The organism is Phaeobacter piscinae (genome assembly GCF_002407245.1).
Taxonomy (GTDB): Bacteria; Pseudomonadota; Alphaproteobacteria; order Rhodobacterales; family Rhodobacteraceae; genus Phaeobacter; species Phaeobacter piscinae.
In genome coordinates, this window is sequence record NZ_CP010681.1 from 893,134 (window position 1) to 914,732 (window position 21,599).

The window sequence follows — 21,599 nt, forward strand, 5'->3', positions numbered from 1 at the left end:
GTTCAGCCCCCTTGCATCGGCGTGAGGATCTCCAGCCGATCCCCCTCCGCCAGTTGAGTTTTGGGGCGGGCAGCGCGGGCCACGAAGTGTCCGTTGACGGCGGTTGCAACTGCGGACTGGGCATAGCCGAGCTGGTGCAGCGCCTCGTCGAGAGTGCCGGCGCGGACCTCATGCGGTTTGGCGTTGACGGTGATTTTCATCCTGTGTCTCCGGTCTCAGGCGGTTTGCCACCTGCTGCGCCATGGCGGGCGCCAGCAGAAATCCGTGGCGGTACAGCCCATTGAGGAAAAGCGTCCCGCCGTCCTGATGAAGGCGGGGCAGATTATCGGGGAAGGCGGGGCGCAGACCTGCGCCGGTTTCCACCACGCTGGCCTCGGCAAATCCGGGGTGCAGGGTGAAGGCGGCGTTCAGCAACTCACTGAGCGAGCGCAGGGAAATTGCGCGCGTCGATGTGCTCTCAATCATCGTGCCGCCGATCATGAACAGGCTGTCGCCCCGCGGCACAAGGTAGAGCGGCATTCGCGGATGGAGCAGCCGCAGCGTGCGACTGATCTCCACCTCCGGGCAATGCAGGATCGCCATCTCGCCGCGCACAGGGCGCAGATCTGGCAGTTGCCCTGCGGCGGCGATGCCCCTGCAATCCAGATCAACAGAGCCGGGGGCATCCGTGCCAAGGCAGATTTCCGCCCCCAGCGCGGCGGCCGCAGCCGCCAGATCCCGGATGGCGCGACGCGGGTCCAGATGCGCCTCCTGTTCGAAGAACAAACCTTGCGCAAAGCGCCCTGTGAGGGCTGGTTCCAGTGCCGCGATCTCTGCCCCGTCCACCCCCCGATAGCCGGTCGTGCGACGGGCAAAGCGGGTCAGCTCTGCCCGGTCGCGGGCTGGCGCCACCACCAGCGTGCCGCGGCTGTGGACGGCTGTGACCTTGGCCCACCAGTCGATGGCGCGGCCACCGAGGGTGATCACCTCCTCTTCGGCGCTTTCGCGTTCACACCAGGGCGCCAGCATGCCGCCTGCATAGCGCGAGACACTGCCCGCACCGATCTCTGTCGCGCGCTCATAGACCCGCACCGCAACCCCGCGCTGCGCCAGTTCATAGGCGCAGGCGAGGCCCGCGAGGCCTGCACCTGCGATGGTGATCATTCCGCAGGTTCCGCAGCCTCGGGCGCTGGCACATAGAGTTCGCCGCCCTCGCGGAACTTGGCGGCCATCGCCTCCATGCCTTCCTTCTGCGCCTCGGCACGGATGTCGTGGCTGATCCGCATGGAGCAGAACTTCGGACCGCACATGGAGCAGAAATGCGCCACCTTATGCGCCTGTTTCGGCAGGGTCTGGTCGTGGAACTCGCGCGCAGTATCCGGGTCCAGCGAGAGGTTGAACTGGTCCTCCCAGCGGAACTCGAACCGCGCACGGCTGAGGGCGTCGTCACGGCGCTGCGCCCCCGGCAGGCCCTTGGCGAGGTCGGCTGCATGGGCCGCGATCTTATAAGTGATCACGCCTGTTTTCACGTCGTCGCGATCCGGCAGGCCAAGGTGTTCCTTGGGTGTCACGTAGCAGAGCATCGCACAGCCGAACCAGCCGATCATCGCCGCCCCGATACCGCTGGTGATGTGGTCATAGCCCGGCGCAATATCCGTGGTCAGCGGCCCAAGCGTGTAGAACGGCGCCTCGTGGCAGCACTCCAACTGCTTGTCCATGTTCTCCTTGATCTTGTGCATGGCGACATGGCCCGGCCCTTCGATCATCACCTGGCAATCCTTGGCCCAGGCGATCTTGGTCAACTCGCCCAGGGTTTCCAACTCGGCAAACTGCGCCTCGTCATTGGCGTCCGCAATCGAGCCGGGGCGCAGCCCGTCGCCCAAGGAGAACGAAACATCATACTGGCGGCAGATGTCGCAGATCTCCTCGAAATGTTCATAGAGGAACGACTCCTTGTGGTGATGCAGGCACCACTTGGCCATGATCGAGCCGCCGCGTGACACGATCCCCGTCACGCGGTTCACCGTCATCGGCACCATGTGCAGCCGCACGCCTGCGTGGATGGTGAAATAATCGACGCCCTGTTCCGCCTGTTCAATCAGCGTGTCGCGGAACACTTCCCAGGTCAGGTCCTCAGCGATGCCGTTCACCTTCTCCAGCGCCTGATAGATCGGCACGGTGCCGATCGGGACGGGGGAATTGCGCACGATCCATTCGCGGGTGTTGTGGATGTTGCGCCCCGTCGACAGATCCATCACCGTGTCGGCGCCCCAGCGGATCGCCCAGACCAGCTTGTCCACTTCCTCCTCCATCGAGGAGGTGACGGCAGAGGTGCCCATATTGGCGTTGATCTTCACCAAAAAATTGCGACCGATGATCATTGGTTCAATTTCGGGGTGGTTGATGTTGGCGGGGATGATGGCGCGGCCTGCTGCAATTTCGGACCGGACAAACTCTGGCGTCACATAGTCGGGGATATTGGCGCCCCAGTCATGGCCGTCGCGGTGACAGGGGGACAGGTCGCGCAGCTGATTTTCGCGGATCGCAACATATTCCATCTCCGGTGTGATGACACCAGCGCGGGCATAGGCCAGCTGGGTCGGTGCCTTGCCGTCCTTGCCGCGAAAGGGGGCGGGCTTCACCGGGAATTCCGGCACCAGCCGGTCGCCCTCGACAAAACCGTTGTCCTCGGGCTTCACATCGCGGCCTTGATAGCTTTCGACGTCGCCGCGGGCTTCGATCCACCGGCGGCGCAGCTGTGGCAGACCTTCGCGAATATCGGTCAGCACATCCGGGTCGGTATAGGGGCCGGAGCTGTCATAGACCGGCAGCGGCGCCTCGCCAGCGGTGGGGTGGGTGGCGATTTCGCGCATTGGCACGCGGATGTCCGGGTGGACTTCGCCGCTGACATAGATCTTGCGCGATGCAGGCAATGCGCCTGTGGTGATTTTCGGGTTGGGGACGTTCATTTTGGTGCTCCTCGAAGCCTAGACTTGGAAAAGACACCAGATGAGGTTTGGCTCGGGAAACAGAGGGCGTAGGACCCCCTTGTTCAGTCATCGCAAGACGTCCGGGAGTGTACAAGTCCCGTAGCCATGCGCGCCTAGCTTCCTACGCCAGTATCAACTGGGTCAGGTTCAAAGGGTCGCGCCGCCGGTTCGGGAATGCCCCGCACCTAAACGCCTCTCAGTCCCCTTGGCGGGACTCCCCTGCGTGCTTTAGGGGTAGGGGAGACAGGGTCTCTCCGTCAATATGTTATTTTATAGATTATTTTTAACGTTTTATTTTAGGATGTTGTGACGGTTTTGGTTGGAGATTAGAGCGAATTCGCCGCAGTGCAGCTTTGCACTTGATCGCTGCACGTCAAGTTATCTATAAAACACCAACGCCATCCGCGTATGGCCATCTGGTAGAGAGAACAGGAGACAGCATGCTGGACGCTGCACCCATCCGCACCGATTGGACCCGCGAGGAAGCGGAGGCAATTTACAACACGCCCTTCATGGATCTGCTGTTTCAGGCGCATTCGGTGCATCGGCAGTATTTCGACCCCAATCAGGTGCAGAAATCCAAGCTTCTCAGCATCAAGACCGGCGGCTGCGCCGAGGACTGCGCCTATTGCTCCCAGTCGGCGCGCAACGGCGCGCAGCTGTCGGCCTCCAAGCTGATCGAAGTGCAGCGGGTGATTGCCGAGGCGCGCAAGGCCAAGGAAGGCGGCGCCACGCGCTATTGTATGGGCGCGGCCTGGCGCTCGCCCAAGGACCGTGACATGGCCGCATTGGAGGCGATGGTGCAGGGGGTCAAGGATCTCGGGATGGAAACCTGCATGACCCTTGGCATGCTGGACGAGGAACAGGTTTTCCGCCTGCGCGACGCGGGCCTTGATTACTACAACCACAACATCGACACCTCCGAGCGCTACTACTCCGAGATCATCACCACCCGCACCTTTGCCGACCGGATCGACACCCTGAACCGGGTGCGCGAGGCGGGCATCAAAGTCTGCTCCGGCGGTATTGTCGGCATGGGCGAGCAGCAGCTGGACCGCATCGACATGATGCTGGCGCTGGCCACGCTGGAGGTGCATCCGGATTCGGTGCCCGTGAACATGCTGATCCCGATCGCCGACACGCCGCTGGCGGATGTGGAAAAGCTGGACCCGATCGAATTTGTCCGTTCCGTGGCGCTGGCCCGGATCCTGATGCCGAAATCCCACGTGCGCCTGTCCGCAGGCCGCACCGATATGTCGGATGAGATGCAGGCGATGTGTTTCTTTGCCGGCGCCAACTCGATCTTTGTGGGGGATACGCTGCTGACCGCGGACAACCCGGAAGAAGACAAGGATCAGCAGCTGTTCGACCGTCTGGGCATCACCGCAATGGCGGTGGGATGTGACGGCAGCCGCTGATGGCGGGCGCCTTCCCGAGGCATGAGACATCGCTGGATGCGCTGCGCAATCGCGGGCGCTACCGGCAGCTGATGCCGCGGGACGGGCATGATTTTGCCTCCAACGACTATCTTGGGCTGGCGGGCAGCGATGTGCTGCGCGCTGCCGCCGCTGATGCCTTGGCGCGAGGAGTGCCGGTCGGCGCAGGCGGTTCGCGCCTGCTGCGCGGCAATGACGCAGAGCATCAGCAGTTGGAAGCTGAGGCGGCGGCGTTCTTTGGAACCGAGGCCGCGCTGTTCATGGGCGGCGGCTTCACTGCCAATCAGGCGATCTTCTCGACCCTGCCGCAGCAGGGTGATCTGGTGCTCTATGACGCACTGATCCATGCCAGCACCCATGACGGCATGCGGCTGGGCCGCGCCGACACCCGCAGCTTTGCCCACAGCGACGTGGAAGATGCTGCAAGGGTGCTGAAAGACTGGCGCGCCCAAGGCGGCGAGGGCCAGGTCTGGATCGCGGTTGAGGCGGTCTATTCGATGGACGGTGATCTGGCGCCGCTGGACGCACTGATGGCGCTGGCGGATGCCACCGGCGCCGTGTTGGTGGTGGATGAGGCCCATGCAACCGGTGTCTTTGGCAATCTGGGGCGTGGGCTGGCGCATGATATCGCGCACCGTCCCAACGTCCTTTCCTTACACACCTGCGGCAAGGCGCTGGGCGCCTCCGGTGCGCTGATCTGCGGCCCGAGTGTGCTGATTGAGACGCTGATCAACAAGGCCCGCAGCTTCATCTATGCCACCGCGCCGTCGCCGCTGAACGCCGCACTGGTCCGCGCTGCTTTGTATGAGCTGCGGGATAATCCGGCCCGCCGCGACCGGGCATGGGAGGGCATCAGCCATGCCCAGGATGAGGCCAAACGGCTTTGCGGTCTGGCGGGCTTCCAGAGCCAGATCCTGCCGGTGGTGATCGGCGACGACAAACGCACCATGGCGCTGGCCTCGGCCATGCAGGCCCGCGGCTATGACATTCGCGGCATCCGCCCGCCGACGGTGCCCCGCGGCACCTCGCGGCTGCGGCTGTCGATTACTTTGAATACGGGGGCAGAGGTCGTCACCGCGATGTTCGAAGACCTCGCCCGGGAAATGGAGACAAACCCATGAGCGCGCTGATCGTCACTGGAACAGATACCGGCATCGGCAAGACCATCTTCTCGGCCGGCCTGGTGCAGGCCCTGGCCGCCACCTACTGGAAGCCGGTGCAATCCGGGCTGGAGGAGGAGACCGACAGCCAGATTGTTGCGCGCTTGTCAGGCCGCCCGGCGCTGCCTGAAGGGTATCTTCTGCAACTCCCTGCCTCGCCGCATCTGTCGGCAGAGGCCGAAGGCGTGGAGATCGACCCGGACGCGCTGCCCCTGCCTGAGGCCGATGGTGTGCTGGTCGCCGAAGGGGCAGGCGGTTTGATGGTTCCGCTGAACCGTGAGGCGCTGTATCTTGATCTGTTCGCCCGCTGGGGGGCGCCGGTGATCCTTTGTGCGCGGACGCAGCTGGGCACGATCAACCACACGCTGTTGTCGCTGAAGGCCCTGCGCGGCGCGGGCTGCCCAGTGGTTGGCGTTGTTTTCATCGGCGATCCGGAACCGGCGGTGGAGGAAACCATCTGCCAGTTCGGCAAGGCCGCGCATCTGGGCCGGCTGCCGGTTCTGGGCGAGCTGACCTCTGACGCGCTGGCGGTGGCCTTTCAGGCCAGCATCCAGGTGGACCTGATCAAGGCCGCCCTGGCCCAAGGAGAGATAGCATGAGCGCATCCGGCCTCACCCAGCTGGAATTCGACCAGCAGCACCTTTGGCATCCCTACACCAATGTCGCCAGACCCGGTCCGACCTTCGTGGTGAAGGAAAGCGAGGGTGTCCACATCACGCTGGACGACGGCACCCGGCTGATCGACGCCATGTCGTCGTGGTGGTGCATGATGCACGGCCATAAGAACCCGGCGATCACCAAGGCGATCCATGACCAACTCGACACCCTGCCGCATGTGATGTTCGGCGGGCTGACCCATGATCCGGCGATCGACCTGGGCCGCAAGCTGTTGGAGATAACGCCGGACAGCCTCACCCGCATCTTCTATTGCGACAGCGGCTCGGTCTCGGTCGAAGTGGCGATGAAGATGGCGGTGCAGTACCAGCACGCTATCGGCCAGCCCGGGCGCAAGGAGTTCGCCACCATCCGCTCCGGCTATCACGGCGACACCTGGAAGGCGATGAGCGTCTGCGACCCGGACACCGGCATGCACCATCTGTTTCAGGGCGCGCTGAGCGTGCAGCATTTCGTCTCCCGCCCGCCGATACGCATTCATGAAGAATGGATCGATGACCCGGCGCAAAACGGCCTCGGCGAGCTGCGCCAAATGCTTGAGGCCAACGCGGAAAAGATCGCGGCTTTCATCCTGGAACCCGTGGTGCAGGGCACCGGCGGCATGTATTTCTATCACCCGGAGTATCTCAATCAGGCGCGCGCCTTGTGTGACGAGCTGGGCATCCTCCTGATCTTCGACGAGATCGCCACCGGTTTCGGCCGCACAGGCGAGCTGTTCGCCACTGGTTTCTGCACTGTCGAACCGGATATCATCTGCCTCGGCAAAGGGCTGACGGGCGGCCATATTTCATTCGCCTGCACCATGACCAATGACCGCGTCGCCGAGGGCATCGGCGGCGGCAATCCCGGGCTGTTCATGCATGGCCCCACCTATATGGGCAACCCGCTGGCCTGTGCCGCGGCCAAGGCCTCGCTGGATCTGCTGACCGGGCAGGCCCCTGAAACTCAAGACTGGCGCGGCACCGTCGCCGCAATCGGTGAGCAGATGCAGGCCGAGCTGGCACCGGCGCGCGATCTGCCCAATGTGGCGGATGTGCGGGTTCTGGGCGCGATTGGCGTCATCGAGATGAAACACGCGGTGTCTGCGGATGAGGCCCACGCCCGGGCGCATGAGATGGGCGTGTTCCTGCGTCCCTTTGGCAAGAATATCTATACCATGCCGCCCTTCATCACCGCGCCGGATCAGCTGAGCGAAATCACCGCAGGCATGCTGCGGCTGGCGCGGGAGCTGTAAATGGACTTCCGCTGGCTCAAACAGGATCAGGCAGCCGAGGCCATCGTGGTCTTTGGCGGCTGGGCTGTGGGGCCGGATGTGTTTGATCATCTCACAGGCCCTCAGGACATCCTTTTCGTCAGTGATTACCGCAGCCTTGATGCAGACCTTCCCGATATGTCGGGTTACGACCATATCACCCTTCTGGCTTGGTCCTTTGGCGTTGCAGCCTATGCCCATTGGCAAGAGGGGCGCACCGATCCCTTTGACTGCAAGGTTGCAGTCAACGGAACCCTTGCACCGGTGGATGCAGGGCATGGTATCCCGCCAGACGTGATGGACAGAACGGCGGAAGGGCTGAGCGAGGCGAGCTTTGCCCAGTTCCTGCGCCGGACCTTCAATGCGCCGCAATCCCCCAGGGTGATCGACATTGAGGCCCGCCGCGCTGAACTGCATGCGGTTGCTGCGCGCGGCGCGGCCCCCGCCGTGGCCTTCGATCAGGTCTGGATTGCGGGGCGGGATCGAATTTTCCCGCCTGCCAATCAGCACCGGGCTTGGGAAGGTGCGCCACTTCGGGAACTGCCCGCGGCGGCCCATGCCCCCTTTGATCACTTCGACAGCTGGCAGGCCCTGATCTCATGAAAGATCTGACACCCCCAGCTGTTGATGCCGCCCGTGTGGCGCGCGCGTTCCGCCGGGGGCTGGGCAGCTATCACGGTGCGGCGTCTGCGCAGGCGCAGATTGCAGCCGAACTTTCGGCGCTTTTGGCCAAACACGTGGGTCAGACACCGTTTTCGCATCTGTTTGAATTTGGGGCCGGGACTGGCCATCTGACCTATGCGCTGCTGCGGGATCTCTCGGTTTCGCGCCTCACGCTCAACGATCTGCTGCCTGAGGCGGAGGCCGGTTTGCTGCCGATCCTGAGGGCTCGGGGGAAATCCGCAAGTTTCCTGCCAGGGCGAATTGAGGACATCTGCCTGCCCGAGCCGCTAGACCTGATCGCAGCGGCCTCTGTTGTGCAGTGGGTCAGCGACCTGCCAGGTCTGCTGCGCCGATTTGAGGCCGCGCTGTGCCCCGGTGGCTGGCTTGCGCTCTCCGGTTTCGGCTCGGCGCATTTTCACGAATTGGTCGCACTCGGCTCTGATGCAGCAGCCCCAAACTATATGGACCACCACCAATGGGCGGGGGTGCTGCCTCGGGGTCTACGGCTGATCGAACTGCGACAGGCGCCGATTGTCCTCAGGTTTGACACTCCGCGCGCTGTCTTGCGCCATCTGCGGAACACCGGTGTGAACGGCCAGTCGCGCGGTGGCTGGAGCCGTGGCAGGCTTCGGGCGTTTGAAGACGCTTATTGCAGCCGTTTTTCTCATCAGGGCGGTGTACGTCTTACCTATGATCCGGTGCTGATGCTGGCGCGGCGCGTCTGAACGGCACTGCGGCCAAAGTCGCAGGCCGCGCGACGATTGCGCCTCTGGCAGTTGCGCGGCTTTGGCGCTAGCCTGTGGCCGGAAATCACCAAATAAGAGGCCACAATGCATCTGTCCTACGTCATGACCCAGGAGCGCGGTGCCACCGACAAGCTGCTCAGCGCATTGGCAGAGCGGCTGCAGGCCGATGGGCTGCGACTGGCCGGGATCGTCCAGACCAATACCGAATGCTATGATAACGCGCTGTGTGACATGGATGTGCGCGTCCTGCCGGCGGGCGAGACCATCCGTATTTCGCAATCCCTCGGCCCAGAGGCGCGGGGATGTCGTCTCAACCCGGAGGCGCTGGAGCGCGCGGTGGGACAGGTCACGGCAGCGCTGGGGCAGGACCCGGCACCGCAGGTTTTGCTGGTGAATAAATTCGGCAAACACGAGGCGGATGGGCGCGGAATGCGCCCCGTCATCGGCGAGGCGCTGGCGCGCGGAGCGGTGGTGGTTTCTGGCGTCAACCGGATGAATGTTGAGGCGTTTCAGAACTTCTCTGACGGGCTAGCGCAGGAGGCTGAACCGGATCTTGATGCGCTCGTAAACTGGGTTCATTCCGCCGTTGCAGAGGCCGCGAAAGAGCGCTGATAATTCCTGTCGTCGCACAACTGATCCAACAAACCGGTGGGGGATATCACGCCGGTTTGTTTGGCGTACCTGCCGCCGATGATATCAGAGAGCGGAGTGTATAGGCGCAGGTGGTCGGTGCGTGAAGTCGGGAATAATGATATAAATCAGCTGGTTGGATTAAGATATTCGCCCGGCGGCAAGTGCCACCATCTTCTTGCTTCATGCTGCTGAAAGAGAGAAGATGGTGGGCGACCCTGGAATCGAACCAGGCGTGCGTCTCCGCGAGGGAGTTACAGTCCCCTGCCACACCTTGCGGCCTGTCGCCCACAATCAGTTGCGTGTTGCACCTGATGTGGAGGCGTGATTACAAGCAGGCCAAAGGGGCGTCAACCGGAAAAACGCAAGTTTTTCACGCGGGTCCTGATTTCTTTCTGCTGGAGAGCAATATGTCCAAAAAACCCAAGTGGGTCGTCGAAAAAGAGCAGGCCAAGAAGGCGGCTTCCGCGGAAACCGTATGGCTGTTTGGCCTGCATGCGGTGCGCGATGCGCTGCTCAATCCTGAGCGTGAAAAACTGCGCCTGATGGTAACCCAGAACGCGGAGGCAAAACTGGCCGACGCCATTGCCCAGTCGGGGGTTGAGGCGGAGGTGATTGACCCGCGCAAATTCAACCCGCCGATTGACAAGCAGTCGGTCCATCAGGGCGCCGTTCTCGAAGTGAAGCCGCTGAACTGGGGCGGGCTGGACGAGAACTGCATCGGCGCGGAGGTTCCGCGCGTGTTGCTGCTGGACCGGGTGACAGATCCCCACAACGTTGGTGCAATCCTGCGCTCGGCAGAGGTGTTGGGCGCCAGCGCGGTCATCGGCACACGACACAACTCCGCGCCAGAGACCGGCGCGCTTGCCAAAACCGCCAGCGGTGCGCTGGAGCGTCAACCCTATCTGCGGATGCGCAACCTTGCGGACACGATTGTCGAACTGCAACAGATGGGCTTTCTAGTGCTGGGCCTTGATGGCGAGGCGGAGCAAACCATCGAAACGGTTCTGGACGGGCGCAAGGGCGATCCTGTGGCATTGGTCCTCGGGGCAGAGGGGCCGGGCCTGCGTCAAAAGACGAAGGAAACCGTGGATCATCTGGTCAAGATTGATGCTGCTGGTGGCTTCGGGTCGCTGAATGTCTCCAATGCGGCGGCGATTGCGCTCTACGCATCGCTGCCTCGCTAATTGGTGCCAGCGACCCCGATCAGGCCTGTGAGGCGCCGTACTGACAATGTCAGCGCGCCCTCACAGGCCTATCACAAATGCGTATCCTCTCTTTGCAGACGCCGGTCTGCCGGGCAGACTTGTCGTGACACAGTCGCGGGCATGTACCCGTCTGCGCGCCAAGACTGAACAACTCGATGAAGGACCCCGCCTGCCCGTGACCCGCCGCCCTGCCATGCCCAGTCCGCGATCCCACCCGATTCCGTCGCCGCGTATTTCGCGCCTGCGGGAAGGGAAAGTCCGGCATCTGGGTGCTGTTGTCAGGTCGATGATGGCCGTGCTGGCGATCGGCAGTGTGGTTGCATTGACGGCAACGCTGAGACCTGAGACCGCCCGCGCTGATCCGGCGCTGGTCTCCGCGCCAAAGGGCGTGGCGGCAGGTGGCCATGATGTGGTGGCATTTTTTCAGGATGGGACGGCCGTGCTGGGCCAGCAGACCCATGCGATCCTGTGGCATGGGGCCGTCTGGCGTTTTGCCTCCTCGCAGAATCAGGAGCGGTTTGAGCTGAACCCCCGTGCCTATGCGCCCCGGTTTGGGGGCTATTGCGCCTATGCGCTCTCCAAAGGGTATCTGGCGCCCGGCAATCCGACGCTTTGGGTGATTGCGGATGGTCGGCTTTATCTGCTGAACAATCCAAGCGCGCTGGCCGCCTGGCAGGCCGAGCGGCAAGCGCTGATCGCCGCCGCAGAGGGGCGGTGGCCCAAAATCCTGCGGAAGTGACCGGCAGGCACCGCCTCTTGCCTGAGTTGCGGAAGTCCCGTGACAGCCCCCTATGTGACTGGCCGCGCGAGAGAAATGTCACGAATTTGAGAGGTTCCCTTTCAAATTCGACAACCCACCCCATATTATTAACAGACTGCGAACTGGAACCTTCGCAGATCTTTTTCACTGTCCCTCGTTCCATACCTTGCGCCCGGGCCTGATCCTGGGCGCATTTTTCTTGCTCTGTAGGGAGCGTGCGATTTCTGATAGGGCCGCAGCACGCAATTGACCTTGCACCCAATGCATCAGGCGATACGGTCAGGATTGACGCAACGCTCATCAGACGACTTTGGCAGGGCGATGTGAGACCAGCGCAGACGGGGGAGCGATGCCAGACTATACTGACCAGCATCTGAAAGATGTGCTGACACGCACCAAGACCATCGCGGTGGTTGGCGTTTCCACCAATTCGGTCCGTCCCAGCTACTATGTGGCGCGGTATCTCGGCCTCAAGGGCTATCGCGTGCTGCCGGTGAACCCGGGTCATGCCGGGAAGTCCCTGTTTGGTCAGACCATTCACGCCAGCCTAAGCGATATTCAGGAGCCGATCGATATGGTCGACATCTTTCGCCGCTCCGAGGCGGTGCCCGCCATCGTGGAGGAGGCGCTGGAGGTCTGCGAAGGGGTGCAGACGATCTGGATGCAGATCGGCGTAGAGCATGCTGGGGCCGCCGCAAAGGCGGAGGCGCGCGGTGTCACAGTGATCCAGAACCGCTGTCCGAAGATCGAATATCAGCGCCTGTTCGGAGAGCTGCGCATGGGTGGATTTGCCACCGGGATCATTTCCTCGAAGCTCTGAGGCGGCTGGCCAAATCAGTGCTCCCGCCAGCGCCAGATCCCTATGTCAGCCCTTGGGTCGCGCGGCCTTCTCAGCAATGCCACTCAGCCCCTGACGATCTGCCAGCACCTGAAGCACATCATCCAGCGCCACATCACGCGCCGCCAGCATCACCAGAAAATGATAAAGTACATCCGCCCCCTCAGAGGCGAGGCCGGTCTTGTTGTCCTTCACCGCCTCAATGATGGCCTCAATGGCTTCCTCGCCGAATTTCTCGGCACATTTTTCCGGCCCCTTGGCGAGCAGTTTGGCGGTCCAGCTGCTGTCCGGATCAGCCCCCTTGCGGGACAGAATGGTGGTCTCAAGATCGTGCAACAGGGTCATGTCAGCCTCATCGGGATACCGGCAGCGGCCATATGTTTTTTGGCTTCCTGCACAGTGAATTCACCAAAGTGAAAGATGGAGGCCGCCAGTACCGCGCTGGCACCGCCCTTGGTGACGCCCTCTACCAGATGGTCCAGCGTGCCGACACCACCAGAGGCAATCACGGGCACATCGACGGCATCGGATATCGCGCGGGTCAGCGGCAGGTTGAAACCTGATTTGGTGCCGTCGCGGTCCATTGAGGTCAGCAGGATTTCTCCCGCACCTTTGGCCACCACCAGCCGGGCGAATTCAACCGCATCAATTCCGGTTTCGCGGCGACCGCCATGGGTGAAGATCTCCCATTTTCCAGGTGCCACCGTTTTTGCGTCAATGGCGCAGACGATACACTGGCTGCCGAACTGATCCGCAGCCTCGCGAATGACATCCGGGTTGGCCACTGCTGCGGAATTGAACGAGACCTTATCGGCCCCAGCCAGGAGCAAGGCACGCACGTCTTCTTTGGTACGGACCCCACCGCCAACGGTGAGCGGTACGAAACATTGCTCCGCTGTGCGCCGAACCATATCGAACATGGTGCCACGGTTTTCATGGGTCGCGTGGATGTCAAGAAAGCAGATCTCATCCGCGCCGGCCGCATCATAGGCCTTGGCGGCCTCAACGGGATCGCCGGCGTCGCGCAGGCCAACGAAATTCACACCTTTGACCACGCGGCCATCAGCCACGTCGAGACAGGGGATAATGCGGGTTTTCAGCATGGAGGATCCCTTTGCCGCTGCGGTTGGCCTTGTCTTACTGCGCGGGTGGTTGGGATGCAATCGCGGGGCTGTGCCGCGCGATGCGGCGCATACTGTCCCGGACAATCAGGATATGAAACGGCATCACCAGCGCCAGATAGATCCGCCCCAGAAGGTTATGCCGGTGTACCCAGGTGGCCATGTAAATCTGCCCATCGTGGCGTAAAACGGTGATGCGGAAATCCAGATGACTGTCATCTGCGCCCAGGATCAATTCGCGGCTGTCCTCAAAGGTGACGGGAAAGATCGCGCCTTCGCCGATGTCACTCACCTCGGTTTTCAGTCCCAGAGGCCGCACAATCGCGTTGCGCAGGCGCAAAAGCGCTGAGGCCCATCCCGGCATCGACAGGCCAATATCGGCGGCCTCGCGCGGGGACAATGGGCTTTCAACCACATAGCCGTCGATGAAATCGCCGGGCGAGACCATCTGCCACAAACGGGCACTGTCGGGGAGGCGGGTCTTGCGGACGCGGGGCATGGGCTGAGTTCCGTTTCTATTTTCGCACCGAATAGATCAACGGCACTATTGCGGCGCAATAAACGTCAATTTGCGACAGATGGGAAGCGGGCGCGGTGCCGCAGGGGGCGCGGCGTCTGCCTCGGCGCCATTTATGACTTCGCTTGCTGTGGTCAAATGATCGGACCCGGCTCTGTGGCACGGGTGTGCCGATGCCAAAGATGTGAATTGTACACAGGGCTTTGCTGGCTTGTTCTTAGCGTAGCCATTCCCAAATTCGGAGCTGCCGTTATGATCAAATCCCTTGCCCTCGCCGGAGTCATTGCTGTTATGTCTGCCCTTCCTGCCGCTGCTGACCTGATCAAAATACCAAGCCAGAAACCCGTGGCCGACACCATGGATGCGCTGCAGGCCGCCGTTGAGGGCGCGGGCGCCACGGTGTTTGCCCGTGTGGATCACGCCGCAGGGGCGCAGAAAGTGGATCTGTCGCTTGGTGACGCGCAGCTGCTGATTTTTGGCAATCCCAAACTGGGCACCCCGGTGATGCAGGCGGATCCGCGCGCGGGGTTGTTCCTGCCCCTGAAAATCCTCGCGTATCAGGACGCGGAGGGGCAGGTCTGGCTGACCTATGAAGATCCGGCCGAGATGCTCTCAGCGCTGGATGTTCCGGCCGATGCGGAGGCCGTGGCCAAGATGCAGGGCGCGCTTGGCAAGCTGACGGGTGCCGCGGTCAAATAACGCGGGCGGTTTCAGCACAGGCGGAGGGGGCGCTGCCCTCTCTGGGCCTCTGGCCCATTCACCGCGGGGATATTTCCAGCCAGAAGAGGGGCGATCAGCTTTTCAGGATCTTCAGCGCCTCGCCAAGGTCAATCGCGCCATCATAAAGCGCGCGACCGGAGATGGCGCCGTTCAAAGGCGCGCCGCAGGATTTGAGCGCCTGCAGATCGTCCAACGAAGAAACGCCGCCCGAGGCAATCACCGGAATACTCACGGCATTTGCCAGCGCGGCTGTGGCCTCAACGTTCGGACCTTTCATGGCGCCATCACGCAGAATATCGGTGTAGATAATCGCGGCCACACCGGCATCCTCAAAGGATTTTGCCAGATCGGTCACCATGACATCGGTCTCTTCGGCCCAACCCTTGGTGGCGACGCGGCCATTGCGGGCATCAATCCCGACGGCGACCTTGCCGGGGAAGGCGCGCGCCGCTTCGCGGACCAGATCGGGGTTCTCTACCGCGACGGTGCCGAGGATCACCCGCGCCAGACCTTTGTCAATCCAACGCTCGATGGTGGCCATGTCGCGAATGCCGCCGCCCAGCTGGGCCGGGACCTTGCAGCGCTTCAGGATCTCTTCGACCGGGGCCGCGTTGACCGGCTCACCCGCAAAGGCCCCGTTCAGATCCACCAGATGCAGCCAATCACAGCCTGCCTCGACAAACTCCAGCGCCTGCGCTGCCGGGTCGTCATTGAAGACGGTGGTCTTCTCCATATCGCCGTGCAACAGGCGAACGGCCTGGCCATCCTTGAGGTCGATTGCGGGGTAGAGGATCATCCGGCCGGTCCTTCATCAAACTAAGCTGGCCTCTTTTGCACAAGGCCGCGCCGGATTGCAACGCGACCCGAGGTCAAGCTTGCCTGAATTGCCCCTTGGCGGCCAGACTGGCTGCAAAAGGGAGGATGACACATGAAAAAACTGGCACTTGGTATTGCCTGTGCATTGGGACTGGCGGGCATGGCCTCAGCTGATCCGGTGCTGGGCACCTGGAAAACCCAGCCTGATGACGGCTCATATGCGCATGTCACCATGGCGCCCTGCGGGGCTGCAGTCTGTGGCAAGATCAGCCGGACCTTCAATGCCGAGGGAGAGTATAAATCGCCCAACATCGGCAAAACGCTGGTGATCGACATGGTGGCGAATGGCGATGGCTCTTATGCGGGCAAGGTCTGGCGCCCCTCGAACAACAAGATCTATACCGGCAAGATGAACCTGTCCGGCAAATCGCTGGCCCTGCGCGGCTGCGTGGCGGGTGGGTTGATCTGCTCTAAACAGACCTGGAGCCGGGTGAAGTAAGCGCGCCCTTCAAGGTCACGTGAGTGGATCAGTACCTCAAGGGGGCGGCGGCATCAGATCGGCGCCCTTTTTTTATGCGCGTGCGGATGATGGGTGTGCAGAGACTGGGGCTGGGCCTTAGAACAGTCCCAGCTGCACCGGGATCGGCACAAAGCCACGTTTGATCTGGCGGTCGCGATGTTTCTCGGCAGCGGCCAGGGCGGTTTCCTGGGATGTATAATAGCTGCGCCGCTGTTGACCGCCGGCCTCTCCCAGCGGGCCGTTGGTCTGTTCGACACACCACTCCCCGAACAGGGTCTGGCTCAGGTTCAACACGCAATAGCGGTGCTGACCTTCAATATAGTCGAATTTTTCGAGACGGATCTGCACCGGGCGGCGACCTGCAAAAGACTGGGGATATCTGGGTTTGCGGTGTATGCCCGTGTGCGCCCCCACTGTCCATCCATTCTCGCCCGGATTTCGCATTCCCATGCTGCGTCCGGTTGCCATCTGGCCACAGCACCCTGCGGCCAGATACCCCCCTTTATCGGTCTGCGGCTTGTGATCAGACGTCGCCGTCGTATTCGCCGCGCGCGGGGTAGTCATTGGCGATGGCAAAATCCAGCGCCGAGACCAGCTCCGAGAAATGCGGGCGCACGAAGGGCATGGTCTGCACCGATCCGTAATAAAGCGTCTGCTCAGGCGTCACCATGAACAGGCCGGGTTCGGAAAACAGTGCCGGTTCTTCGATCCCGATGGAGGTCTTCCCGCGCGAGGTGGACAGATACAGCCCCCACTGGCGGGCGACATTCAGCGACAGGTCATAACCAAAGCGCAGCGCCTTAGCGCCGATCTTGTCGGCCATGGCGCGGGTCCGTTCCTCGCCATCACTGCTGACGGCGATACAGGCCACGCCGCGGCTGGCGAAATCAGCAACCCGCTTTTCCAGCTCAGTCAGATAGTTGGCGCAGATCGGGCAGTGCAATCCGCGGTAAAAACAGATCACTGTGCCCCGTGTCGCATCTTCTGACGACAGATCAAATGTCCCGTGGTCCAGTGTCGGCAGGGTGAGATCGGGTGTTTTTTGGCGTGGCATCAGCATGGGGTGGTCCTTGTCAGATCGCAGTTTTGGTGGCTTGTTTTTCATCTTTGCGCAGATTATGGTCACATAAATCCGAAAAATATGATGGATAATCCGATTTCCATGGACCGTCTGACCACATTGATGGATCGCTTCCAGCTCAGCGTATGCGCCGCAGGGCCGGGGGAGGCGAACCTTATCGCCCTTGCGGATCCCAAAGGTGAGCCGGTGTGTATCTGCTATCGTACGAATGAGCGGTCACAGATGCCCACCTCTGCTGCGGTGATGTGGGCGGCGCGGGTGGAATGGTCTGGACGCCGCAACCCGTTTCTCGCGGCTCTTCCGGCGCAGGTTGAATATGACATCTCCGATGCCTCGGAGGTGCAGGCTCTCGTGCGTGCAATGCGGGGGGAGGCTGAGGCCGGTCGATGTGGGGCGCAATCGGTGATCAACCGCTTGGGCGAGGTGCTGATGGTGCATCTTCTGCGCAACCAGCTTCAGAATGGTGCGACCGAGCCGGGGCTGCTGGCCGGGCTGGCGGACCCGCGGCTGAGTCGGGCGATTGTCGCCATGCATGATCATCCGGGCCGCCTCTGGAGCAATGCCGACCTTGCCGAGATCGCAGGATTGTCGCTATCGCGTTTTGCCGAAGTTTTCGCCGCAGAGGTGGGAGAAACCCCGATCGGATACCTGCGCCGCTGGCGGTTGATCCTTGCACATCAGGATCTGTCGCGCGGGGACCGGGTCGATGCCGTGGCCCGGCGCTACGCGTATAGCAGCCCCGAAGGTTTCAGCCGTGCCTTTCGCAAGGCCTATGACGTGGCGCCGCTGTCCCTGCGCATGGCGGCTGCCTGATCGCCGCCGCGCCTGTCATCTTTCCATAAATACTCAAATACAAAAGCCACCTGCGCAGCAGGTGGCTTTCGGATGTCATGATATAACAACCCTTGGGTTACGGCGCCCAGGTCAGGAAATTCCCGATCATCCGCAGGCCAATGTCCTGGCTTTTCTCCGGGTGGAACTGCATCCCCACCATGGTGTCACGACCAATAACCGCGGTGACATCGCCGCCGTAATCCACATGTGCCAACCGTTCGGATGGGTCACTCACTCGGAAATGGTAGGAGTGCACAAAATAGCAGTGATCGCCGGACGTGATGCCATCAAACATCGCGTGGTCATGGTCGATCACCAGATTGTTCCAGCCCATATGCGGCACCTTCAGGGTGCTGTCGCTGGGCGTGATCTTGACCACATCTCCTGCGACCCAGCCAAGGCCTGGAGTGTCGCGGTATTCGTGGCCGGTGGTGGCCATCAGCTGCATACCGACACAAATTCCCAGAAAGGGGCGACCGTTCTGTTCGACGGCCTCCACCATGGCCTCATAGATGCCGCGGTGGCCGCGCAGCTCCTCCGCGCAGGCCGGGAAGGCGCCATCGCCGGGCAGCACCAGCCGGTCGGCCCGCGCCACAACATCGGCGTCCGAGGTCACCACAACCTCGCCGCCATCCACCTCCCGCGCCATGCGTTGAAAGGCTTTTTCGGCCGAGTGCAGATTGCCGGATTCGTAGTCGATGATCGCGGTCAGCATATTAGAGCGCACCTTTGGTCGACGGGATGGCATCGCCTTTGCGCGGATCGGTTTCGACAGCCGTGCGCAGGGCGCGGGCCACGGCCTTGAATGCCGCTTCGGCGATGTGATGACTGTTGAAGCCATGCAACTGGTCAATATGCAGGGTGATGCCGCCGTGCGTGCTCAGCGCCTGAAAGAACTCGCGCACCAGTTCGGTGTCGAAAGTGCCGATCTTCTGGGTCGGGAGGTCCACATTCCAGATCAGGAAGGGGCGCGCCGACAGATCCAGCGCACAGCGCACCTGCGCGTCATCCATCGGCAGGTGGCATTCGCCATAGCGGTTGATGCCCTTCTTGTCGCCAAGGGCCGCAACCAGTGCCTGCCCCAGCGCGATGCCGGTATCCTCGACGGTGTGGTGATCATCAATGTGATAATCGCCTTTGGCGCGGATGGTCATATCGATCAGCGAATGGCGGGACAGCTGGTCCAGCATATGGTCGAAAAAGCCGACGCCGGTCTGGTTGTCATAGGCACCGGTCCCGTCGAGGTTGATCTCGACAGTGATCTCGGTTTCGGCGGTCTTGCGGGTGATCTGAGCGCTACGCATGGTCGGCATGTCCTTGATATCCTGCGCCGCTTATAGGGGCAGGGCGGGGGCGCGCTCAAGCCTGCCGCCGCAATTGGCGCAAAACTGTTGCGCCATTCGACCGCGCAGCCCCCACGGGAGGCCGCGCCGGGGATTGCCTCCGCCGCGCCTGCGTGTCAGCTTGGCGGTCAAACCACGCATTCCCAAACAGTTGAGGGGCACCATGTCCACCTGCGTCTTTATCCAGATCCGCTGCAAGCCCGGCACCACCTACAAGGTCGCCGAGGAGATTGCTCTGCGTGAAATCCATTCCGAGCTTTATTCCACCAGCGGGGACTATGATCTGTTGATGAAGCTATACATTCCCAGCGATCAGGATGTTGGCAAATATATCAATGACCAGCTCTTGGTCATCGACGGGATCGAACGCTCGCTCACCACAATGACCTTCAAGGTGTTCTGATCCGCCGCAGCGTTCGGGGCAGCGGGGGAGCGGCGCGGGTCCATGCCACGCCACCTCCCTTGCCCCGGTTTCCCCGACCTACCGGATACAGTGGTCCCCGGATCCACTGGCGCTCTGTACCCCGCAAGTCCCGGACCGTCTGGTTCCCCCCGAAACCATCTGATCGCAGGGCCATGCGGGATCACATAATCAACTGGTGCTGAAATGCTGGTTTGGAACACCTTTGGAATAGGATAATCCTTGCAGCATTTCACGGTCCATTCACGGGGAAAAATCGCAGGTTTGTGACATTGTCGATTTGGGAGGCCATGCTGCGCCCCACCGTGATAAGCCACCTGACCAAGAAAAAGCGGCGCCATGATCTGACGCCGCTGCCGTGGATTTTGCAGTCTTAATTGCCGCGCTTTTTCGCGTTAGTGGGCCAGGTGGCCACCGGCCTTCAGCTCCGCGTAGCTGGCGTCAATCGCGGTCTTCAGGCGGGTCAGCATCTCGTCAACTTCCTCGCGGGTGATGATCAGCGGCGGGCATAGCGCCACCGCATTGCCAGCCACCGCCCGCAAGATCAGCCCATTATCCTGACACAGCCGTTGCGCGGTTGCACCGGCACGCCCTTTTTCAAAACTCGCGCCGGTGGTTTTGTTCGACACCAGCTCCAGCGCCGCAATCAATCCCTTGCCGCGCACTTCGCCCACCAGCGGATGGTCGGTGAAAATCTCCCGCAGCTGCGCCTGCAAATAGCTGCCCACCTCGGCGGCATGCGCAAACAGGTTATCCCGCTCGTAAATCTCCAGCGTCTTCAGCGCTGCCGCACAGGCGGCGGGGTGACCGGAGTAGGTATAGCCGTGACCAAACACGCCCACCTCATTGGTCTGATCCACCATCGCCTCATACATCCAGCCCGGAATGACTGAGGCAGAGATCGGGAAATAGGCAGACGACAGCTGCTTGGCGAAGGTCATCAGGTCCGGCGTGATGCCCATGGTGGTGCAGCCGAAATCCGCACCGGTGCGGCCAAAGCCACAGATCACCTCATCCGCCCAGATCAGAATGCCGTATTTGCGCAGCAGCGCCTGCAGCCCCTCATAATACCCCTCCGGCGGCACGATCACGCCGGAGGCGCCGGTGATCGGCTCCACGATCATCGCGGCAATGGTGTCGGGATCTTCAGCAAGGATCTGATCCTCAAGGTTTTGCAGGATCCGCTCGACAAACTGCGCTTCGGTCTCATTGCCCTGCCGGGCGGTGTAATAATGCGGCGAGTCGGCGCGCAGGATGCTCAGCGCCTCCAGCGGCGCGTCGAAATGCGCCAGATTCGCGGGCAGGGACGTCAGTGAACCGGCCGCCACCGTGACCCCGTGATAGCCGCGCTCGCGGGTGATGATCTTGCGTTTTTCCGGCTTGCCGATTGCATTGAAGTAATAGCGTAGCATCTTGTAATGGGTGTCATTGGCATCCGAGCCGGAGTTGCCGAAGAAGATATAGGCATCCTCCACCGGCACCATCGCCGCCAGTTTATCCGCCAGATCCTGGATCGGCTGATGCGTCTTGCCGCCAAAGGTGTGGGAGAAGGGCAGCTTGTGCAGCTGTTCGGTGATCGCATCCATCACCTCGGTGTTGCTGTAGCCCAGCGAGGTGCACCAAAGACCCGCAAGCCCTTCGATATATTTGCGCCCGTCGCTGTCGAACACATAGATGCCTTCGCCCCGCTCAAGGCAAAGCTGTTCAGTGGCGGTGAAATTGGTGGTGGGATAGATGACCGGGGCCATGGGCTGTTGTCCTCCTGAGCTGGCGCGCCGCCGTGGCGGCATATCGGCGATGGGGCTTGCGCCCCCTTTGGCCACAGCATTGGCGGGTTTTGAGAGTCGGGTCAAAGGAATTTGATCAAATCTTCACGCCAATTCCGCACA

Annotated in this window: 26 protein-coding genes, 1 tRNA gene and 1 riboswitch; of the genes, 14 read left to right on the top strand and 13 right to left on the bottom strand. The window is 61.8% G+C overall.

Annotation, left to right across the window (positions count from 1 at the left end):
- Positions 1 to 2: 2 nt before the first annotated feature.
- From thiS to thiC, 3 genes are read right to left on the bottom strand one after another with little or no spacing between them, the layout of a single operon-like run.
- Positions 3 to 200, bottom strand: coding sequence for a sulfur carrier protein ThiS (thiS, locus tag phaeop14_RS04125; protein ID WP_040174277.1), 198 nt, complete (start codon positions 198 to 200; stop codon positions 3 to 5).
- Entirely contained in the window at positions 169 to 1,143 is a 975-nt protein-coding gene (locus phaeop14_RS04130; protein WP_096788833.1) for an FAD-dependent oxidoreductase, read from the bottom strand. Before phaeop14_RS04130 ends, thiS begins: the two co-directional genes overlap by 32 nt.
- Complete coding sequence (thiC, locus tag phaeop14_RS04135; protein WP_096788834.1) at positions 1,140 to 2,948, bottom strand: phosphomethylpyrimidine synthase ThiC; 1,809 nt, start codon at positions 2,946 to 2,948, stop codon at positions 1,140 to 1,142. Before thiC ends, phaeop14_RS04130 begins: the two co-directional genes overlap by 4 nt.
- 122 nt (positions 2,949 to 3,070) lie before the next feature.
- Positions 3,071 to 3,200, bottom strand: a riboswitch (TPP riboswitch).
- 209 nt (positions 3,201 to 3,409) lie between these two features.
- Between thiC and bioB the strand changes: the two genes are divergently transcribed.
- The 7 genes from bioB to phaeop14_RS04170 all read left to right on the top strand — a co-directional run bounded on the left by bioB (position 3,410) and on the right by phaeop14_RS04170 (position 9,513).
- Positions 3,410 to 4,387 carry a biotin synthase BioB gene (gene bioB, locus phaeop14_RS04140; protein WP_096788835.1) on the top strand — a complete coding sequence of 326 codons (978 nt, stop codon included), beginning with the start codon at positions 3,410 to 3,412 and terminating at the stop codon, positions 4,385 to 4,387.
- On the top strand, positions 4,387 to 5,526 hold the full coding sequence (locus tag phaeop14_RS04145) for an 8-amino-7-oxononanoate synthase (RefSeq protein ID WP_096788836.1): 1,140 nt from the start codon (positions 4,387 to 4,389) through the stop codon (positions 5,524 to 5,526). Before bioB ends, phaeop14_RS04145 begins: the two co-directional genes overlap by 1 nt.
- The gene (bioD, locus tag phaeop14_RS04150; RefSeq protein WP_096788837.1) at positions 5,523 to 6,164 is read left to right on the top strand and encodes a dethiobiotin synthase; all 642 of its coding nucleotides are present in this window, start codon (positions 5,523 to 5,525) and stop codon (positions 6,162 to 6,164) included. The genes phaeop14_RS04145 and bioD overlap by 4 nt, the downstream gene beginning before the upstream one ends.
- Entirely contained in the window at positions 6,161 to 7,474 is a 1,314-nt protein-coding gene (gene bioA, locus phaeop14_RS04155) for an adenosylmethionine--8-amino-7-oxononanoate transaminase (RefSeq protein ID WP_096788838.1), read from the top strand. The genes bioD and bioA overlap by 4 nt, the downstream gene beginning before the upstream one ends.
- A complete protein-coding gene (locus tag phaeop14_RS04160) occupies positions 7,475 to 8,095 on the top strand; it encodes a pimeloyl-ACP methyl esterase BioG family protein (RefSeq protein WP_096788839.1) in 621 nt (206 codons plus the stop codon).
- Positions 8,092 to 8,880, top strand: a complete 789-nt coding sequence (locus phaeop14_RS04165) for a methyltransferase (protein WP_096788840.1) — start codon at positions 8,092 to 8,094, stop codon at positions 8,878 to 8,880. The genes phaeop14_RS04160 and phaeop14_RS04165 overlap by 4 nt, the downstream gene beginning before the upstream one ends.
- Positions 8,881 to 8,985: 105 nt before the next feature.
- Positions 8,986 to 9,513 (top strand): DUF2478 domain-containing protein, encoded by a 528-nt coding sequence (locus phaeop14_RS04170; protein WP_040174257.1) that lies wholly within the window; start codon positions 8,986 to 8,988, stop codon positions 9,511 to 9,513.
- 224 nt (positions 9,514 to 9,737) lie between these two features.
- Here the strand turns inward: phaeop14_RS04170 and phaeop14_RS19665 are convergent.
- Positions 9,738 to 9,821 (bottom strand) — tRNA-Tyr (locus phaeop14_RS19665).
- 120 nt (positions 9,822 to 9,941) lie between these two features.
- Between phaeop14_RS19665 and rlmB the strand changes: the two genes are divergently transcribed.
- The 3 genes from rlmB (at position 9,942) to phaeop14_RS04185 (ending at position 12,319) form a co-directional block, all read left to right on the top strand.
- The gene (gene rlmB, locus phaeop14_RS04175; protein WP_096790223.1) at positions 9,942 to 10,718 is read left to right on the top strand and encodes a 23S rRNA (guanosine(2251)-2'-O)-methyltransferase RlmB; all 777 of its coding nucleotides are present in this window, start codon (positions 9,942 to 9,944) and stop codon (positions 10,716 to 10,718) included.
- A gap of 196 nt (positions 10,719 to 10,914) precedes the next feature.
- Positions 10,915 to 11,478 carry a YHS domain-containing (seleno)protein gene (locus phaeop14_RS04180; RefSeq protein ID WP_242407072.1) on the top strand — a complete coding sequence of 188 codons (564 nt, stop codon included), beginning with the start codon at positions 10,915 to 10,917 and terminating at the stop codon, positions 11,476 to 11,478.
- Between the two features lie 370 nt (positions 11,479 to 11,848).
- The gene (locus phaeop14_RS04185) at positions 11,849 to 12,319 is read left to right on the top strand and encodes a CoA-binding protein (protein WP_040181994.1); all 471 of its coding nucleotides are present in this window, start codon (positions 11,849 to 11,851) and stop codon (positions 12,317 to 12,319) included.
- A 45-nt stretch (positions 12,320 to 12,364) separates the two neighbouring features.
- On the opposite strand, the gene phaeop14_RS04190 is transcribed toward phaeop14_RS04185, so the two are convergent.
- The 3 genes from phaeop14_RS04190 to phaeop14_RS04200 are packed head-to-tail and all read right to left on the bottom strand — an operon-like array spanning position 12,365 to position 13,957.
- Positions 12,365 to 12,682 carry a phosphoribosyl-ATP diphosphatase gene (locus phaeop14_RS04190; RefSeq protein ID WP_014874045.1) on the bottom strand — a complete coding sequence of 106 codons (318 nt, stop codon included), beginning with the start codon at positions 12,680 to 12,682 and terminating at the stop codon, positions 12,365 to 12,367.
- Positions 12,679 to 13,440 carry an imidazole glycerol phosphate synthase subunit HisF gene (gene hisF, locus phaeop14_RS04195; RefSeq protein WP_096788841.1) on the bottom strand — a complete coding sequence of 254 codons (762 nt, stop codon included), beginning with the start codon at positions 13,438 to 13,440 and terminating at the stop codon, positions 12,679 to 12,681. Before hisF ends, phaeop14_RS04190 begins: the two co-directional genes overlap by 4 nt.
- 34 nt (positions 13,441 to 13,474) lie before the next feature.
- Positions 13,475 to 13,957: a DUF2867 domain-containing protein gene (locus tag phaeop14_RS04200; RefSeq protein ID WP_096788842.1), complete on the bottom strand. Its 483-nt coding sequence runs from the start codon at positions 13,955 to 13,957 to the stop codon at positions 13,475 to 13,477.
- A gap of 270 nt (positions 13,958 to 14,227) precedes the next feature.
- Between phaeop14_RS04200 and phaeop14_RS04205 the strand changes: the two genes are divergently transcribed.
- A complete protein-coding gene (locus phaeop14_RS04205; RefSeq protein WP_096788843.1) occupies positions 14,228 to 14,674 on the top strand; it encodes a DUF302 domain-containing protein in 447 nt (148 codons plus the stop codon).
- 94 nt (positions 14,675 to 14,768) lie between these two features.
- Here the strand turns inward: phaeop14_RS04205 and hisA are convergent, their stop codons facing one another.
- Positions 14,769 to 15,491 carry a 1-(5-phosphoribosyl)-5-[(5-phosphoribosylamino)methylideneamino]imidazole-4-carboxamide isomerase gene (hisA, locus tag phaeop14_RS04210; protein WP_096788844.1) on the bottom strand — a complete coding sequence of 241 codons (723 nt, stop codon included), beginning with the start codon at positions 15,489 to 15,491 and terminating at the stop codon, positions 14,769 to 14,771.
- 132 nt (positions 15,492 to 15,623) lie between these two features.
- Here hisA and phaeop14_RS04215 point away from each other — a divergent pair, with 132 nt between their 5' ends.
- On the top strand, positions 15,624 to 16,010 hold the full coding sequence (locus phaeop14_RS04215; RefSeq protein ID WP_014874050.1) for a DUF2147 domain-containing protein: 387 nt from the start codon (positions 15,624 to 15,626) through the stop codon (positions 16,008 to 16,010).
- A 117-nt stretch (positions 16,011 to 16,127) separates the two neighbouring features.
- Here phaeop14_RS04215 and phaeop14_RS04220 read toward each other — a convergent pair whose 3' ends face one another.
- On the bottom strand, positions 16,128 to 16,379 hold the full coding sequence (locus phaeop14_RS04220) for a WGR domain-containing protein (RefSeq protein ID WP_014874051.1): 252 nt from the start codon (positions 16,377 to 16,379) through the stop codon (positions 16,128 to 16,130).
- 175 nt (positions 16,380 to 16,554) lie between these two features.
- Positions 16,555 to 17,091 (bottom strand): peroxiredoxin-like family protein, encoded by a 537-nt coding sequence (locus phaeop14_RS04225; RefSeq protein WP_096790225.1) that lies wholly within the window; start codon positions 17,089 to 17,091, stop codon positions 16,555 to 16,557.
- A 102-nt stretch (positions 17,092 to 17,193) separates the two neighbouring features.
- Here phaeop14_RS04225 and phaeop14_RS04230 point away from each other — a divergent pair, with 102 nt between their 5' ends.
- Entirely contained in the window at positions 17,194 to 17,925 is a 732-nt protein-coding gene (locus tag phaeop14_RS04230; RefSeq protein ID WP_096790226.1) for an AraC family transcriptional regulator, read from the top strand.
- Positions 17,926 to 18,022: 97 nt separating this feature from the next.
- On the opposite strand, the gene hisH is transcribed toward phaeop14_RS04230, so the two are convergent.
- Together hisH and hisB are read right to left on the bottom strand one after the other, a co-directional pair.
- Positions 18,023 to 18,661, bottom strand: a complete 639-nt coding sequence (gene hisH, locus phaeop14_RS04235) for an imidazole glycerol phosphate synthase subunit HisH (protein ID WP_096788845.1) — start codon at positions 18,659 to 18,661, stop codon at positions 18,023 to 18,025.
- Between the two features lies 1 nt (position 18,662).
- Positions 18,663 to 19,250: an imidazoleglycerol-phosphate dehydratase HisB gene (hisB, locus tag phaeop14_RS04240; RefSeq protein ID WP_040182101.1), complete on the bottom strand. Its 588-nt coding sequence runs from the start codon at positions 19,248 to 19,250 to the stop codon at positions 18,663 to 18,665.
- A gap of 202 nt (positions 19,251 to 19,452) precedes the next feature.
- On the opposite strand from hisB, the gene phaeop14_RS04245 reads away from it, so the two are divergent.
- On the top strand, positions 19,453 to 19,692 hold the full coding sequence (locus tag phaeop14_RS04245) for an Lrp/AsnC family transcriptional regulator (protein ID WP_040174309.1): 240 nt from the start codon (positions 19,453 to 19,455) through the stop codon (positions 19,690 to 19,692).
- 413 nt (positions 19,693 to 20,105) lie between these two features.
- On the opposite strand, the gene phaeop14_RS04250 is transcribed toward phaeop14_RS04245, so the two are convergent.
- Entirely contained in the window at positions 20,106 to 21,458 is a 1,353-nt protein-coding gene (locus phaeop14_RS04250) for an aminotransferase (RefSeq protein ID WP_040174239.1), read from the bottom strand.
- Positions 21,459 to 21,599 lie beyond the last annotated feature (141 nt).

Excerpts from the sequence above, each read along its gene's own strand:
- thiS (WP_040174277.1), bottom strand. The coding sequence starts at position 200 with ATGAAAATCACCGTCAACGCCAAACCGCATGAGGTCCGCGCCGGCACT.
- phaeop14_RS04130 (WP_096788833.1), bottom strand. The coding sequence starts at position 1,143 with ATGATCACCATCGCAGGTGCAGGCCTCGCGGGCCTCGCCTGCGCCTAT.
- thiC (WP_096788834.1), bottom strand. The coding sequence starts at position 2,948 with ATGAACGTCCCCAACCCGAAAATCACCACAGGCGCATTGCCTGCATCG.
- bioB (WP_096788835.1), top strand. The coding sequence starts at position 3,410 with ATGCTGGACGCTGCACCCATCCGCACCGATTGGACCCGCGAGGAAGCG.
- phaeop14_RS04145 (WP_096788836.1), top strand. The coding sequence starts at position 4,387 with ATGGCGGGCGCCTTCCCGAGGCATGAGACATCGCTGGATGCGCTGCGC.
- bioD (WP_096788837.1), top strand. The coding sequence starts at position 5,523 with ATGAGCGCGCTGATCGTCACTGGAACAGATACCGGCATCGGCAAGACC.
- bioA (WP_096788838.1), top strand. The coding sequence starts at position 6,161 with ATGAGCGCATCCGGCCTCACCCAGCTGGAATTCGACCAGCAGCACCTT.
- phaeop14_RS04160 (WP_096788839.1), top strand. The coding sequence starts at position 7,475 with ATGGACTTCCGCTGGCTCAAACAGGATCAGGCAGCCGAGGCCATCGTG.
- phaeop14_RS04165 (WP_096788840.1), top strand. The coding sequence starts at position 8,092 with ATGAAAGATCTGACACCCCCAGCTGTTGATGCCGCCCGTGTGGCGCGC.
- phaeop14_RS04170 (WP_040174257.1), top strand. The coding sequence starts at position 8,986 with ATGCATCTGTCCTACGTCATGACCCAGGAGCGCGGTGCCACCGACAAG.
- rlmB (WP_096790223.1), top strand. The coding sequence starts at position 9,942 with ATGTCCAAAAAACCCAAGTGGGTCGTCGAAAAAGAGCAGGCCAAGAAG.
- phaeop14_RS04185 (WP_040181994.1), top strand. The coding sequence starts at position 11,849 with ATGCCAGACTATACTGACCAGCATCTGAAAGATGTGCTGACACGCACC.
- phaeop14_RS04190 (WP_014874045.1), bottom strand. The coding sequence starts at position 12,682 with ATGACCCTGTTGCACGATCTTGAGACCACCATTCTGTCCCGCAAGGGG.
- hisF (WP_096788841.1), bottom strand. The coding sequence starts at position 13,440 with ATGCTGAAAACCCGCATTATCCCCTGTCTCGACGTGGCTGATGGCCGC.
- phaeop14_RS04200 (WP_096788842.1), bottom strand. The coding sequence starts at position 13,957 with ATGCCCCGCGTCCGCAAGACCCGCCTCCCCGACAGTGCCCGTTTGTGG.
- phaeop14_RS04205 (WP_096788843.1), top strand. The coding sequence starts at position 14,228 with ATGATCAAATCCCTTGCCCTCGCCGGAGTCATTGCTGTTATGTCTGCC.
- hisA (WP_096788844.1), bottom strand. The coding sequence starts at position 15,491 with ATGATCCTCTACCCCGCAATCGACCTCAAGGATGGCCAGGCCGTTCGC.
- phaeop14_RS04215 (WP_014874050.1), top strand. The coding sequence starts at position 15,624 with ATGAAAAAACTGGCACTTGGTATTGCCTGTGCATTGGGACTGGCGGGC.
- phaeop14_RS04225 (WP_096790225.1), bottom strand. The coding sequence starts at position 17,091 with ATGCTGATGCCACGCCAAAAAACACCCGATCTCACCCTGCCGACACTG.
- phaeop14_RS04230 (WP_096790226.1), top strand. The coding sequence starts at position 17,194 with ATGGACCGTCTGACCACATTGATGGATCGCTTCCAGCTCAGCGTATGC.
- hisH (WP_096788845.1), bottom strand. The coding sequence starts at position 18,661 with ATGCTGACCGCGATCATCGACTACGAATCCGGCAATCTGCACTCGGCC.
- hisB (WP_040182101.1), bottom strand. The coding sequence starts at position 19,250 with ATGCGTAGCGCTCAGATCACCCGCAAGACCGCCGAAACCGAGATCACT.
- phaeop14_RS04245 (WP_040174309.1), top strand. The coding sequence starts at position 19,453 with ATGTCCACCTGCGTCTTTATCCAGATCCGCTGCAAGCCCGGCACCACC.
- phaeop14_RS04250 (WP_040174239.1), bottom strand. The coding sequence starts at position 21,458 with ATGGCCCCGGTCATCTATCCCACCACCAATTTCACCGCCACTGAACAG.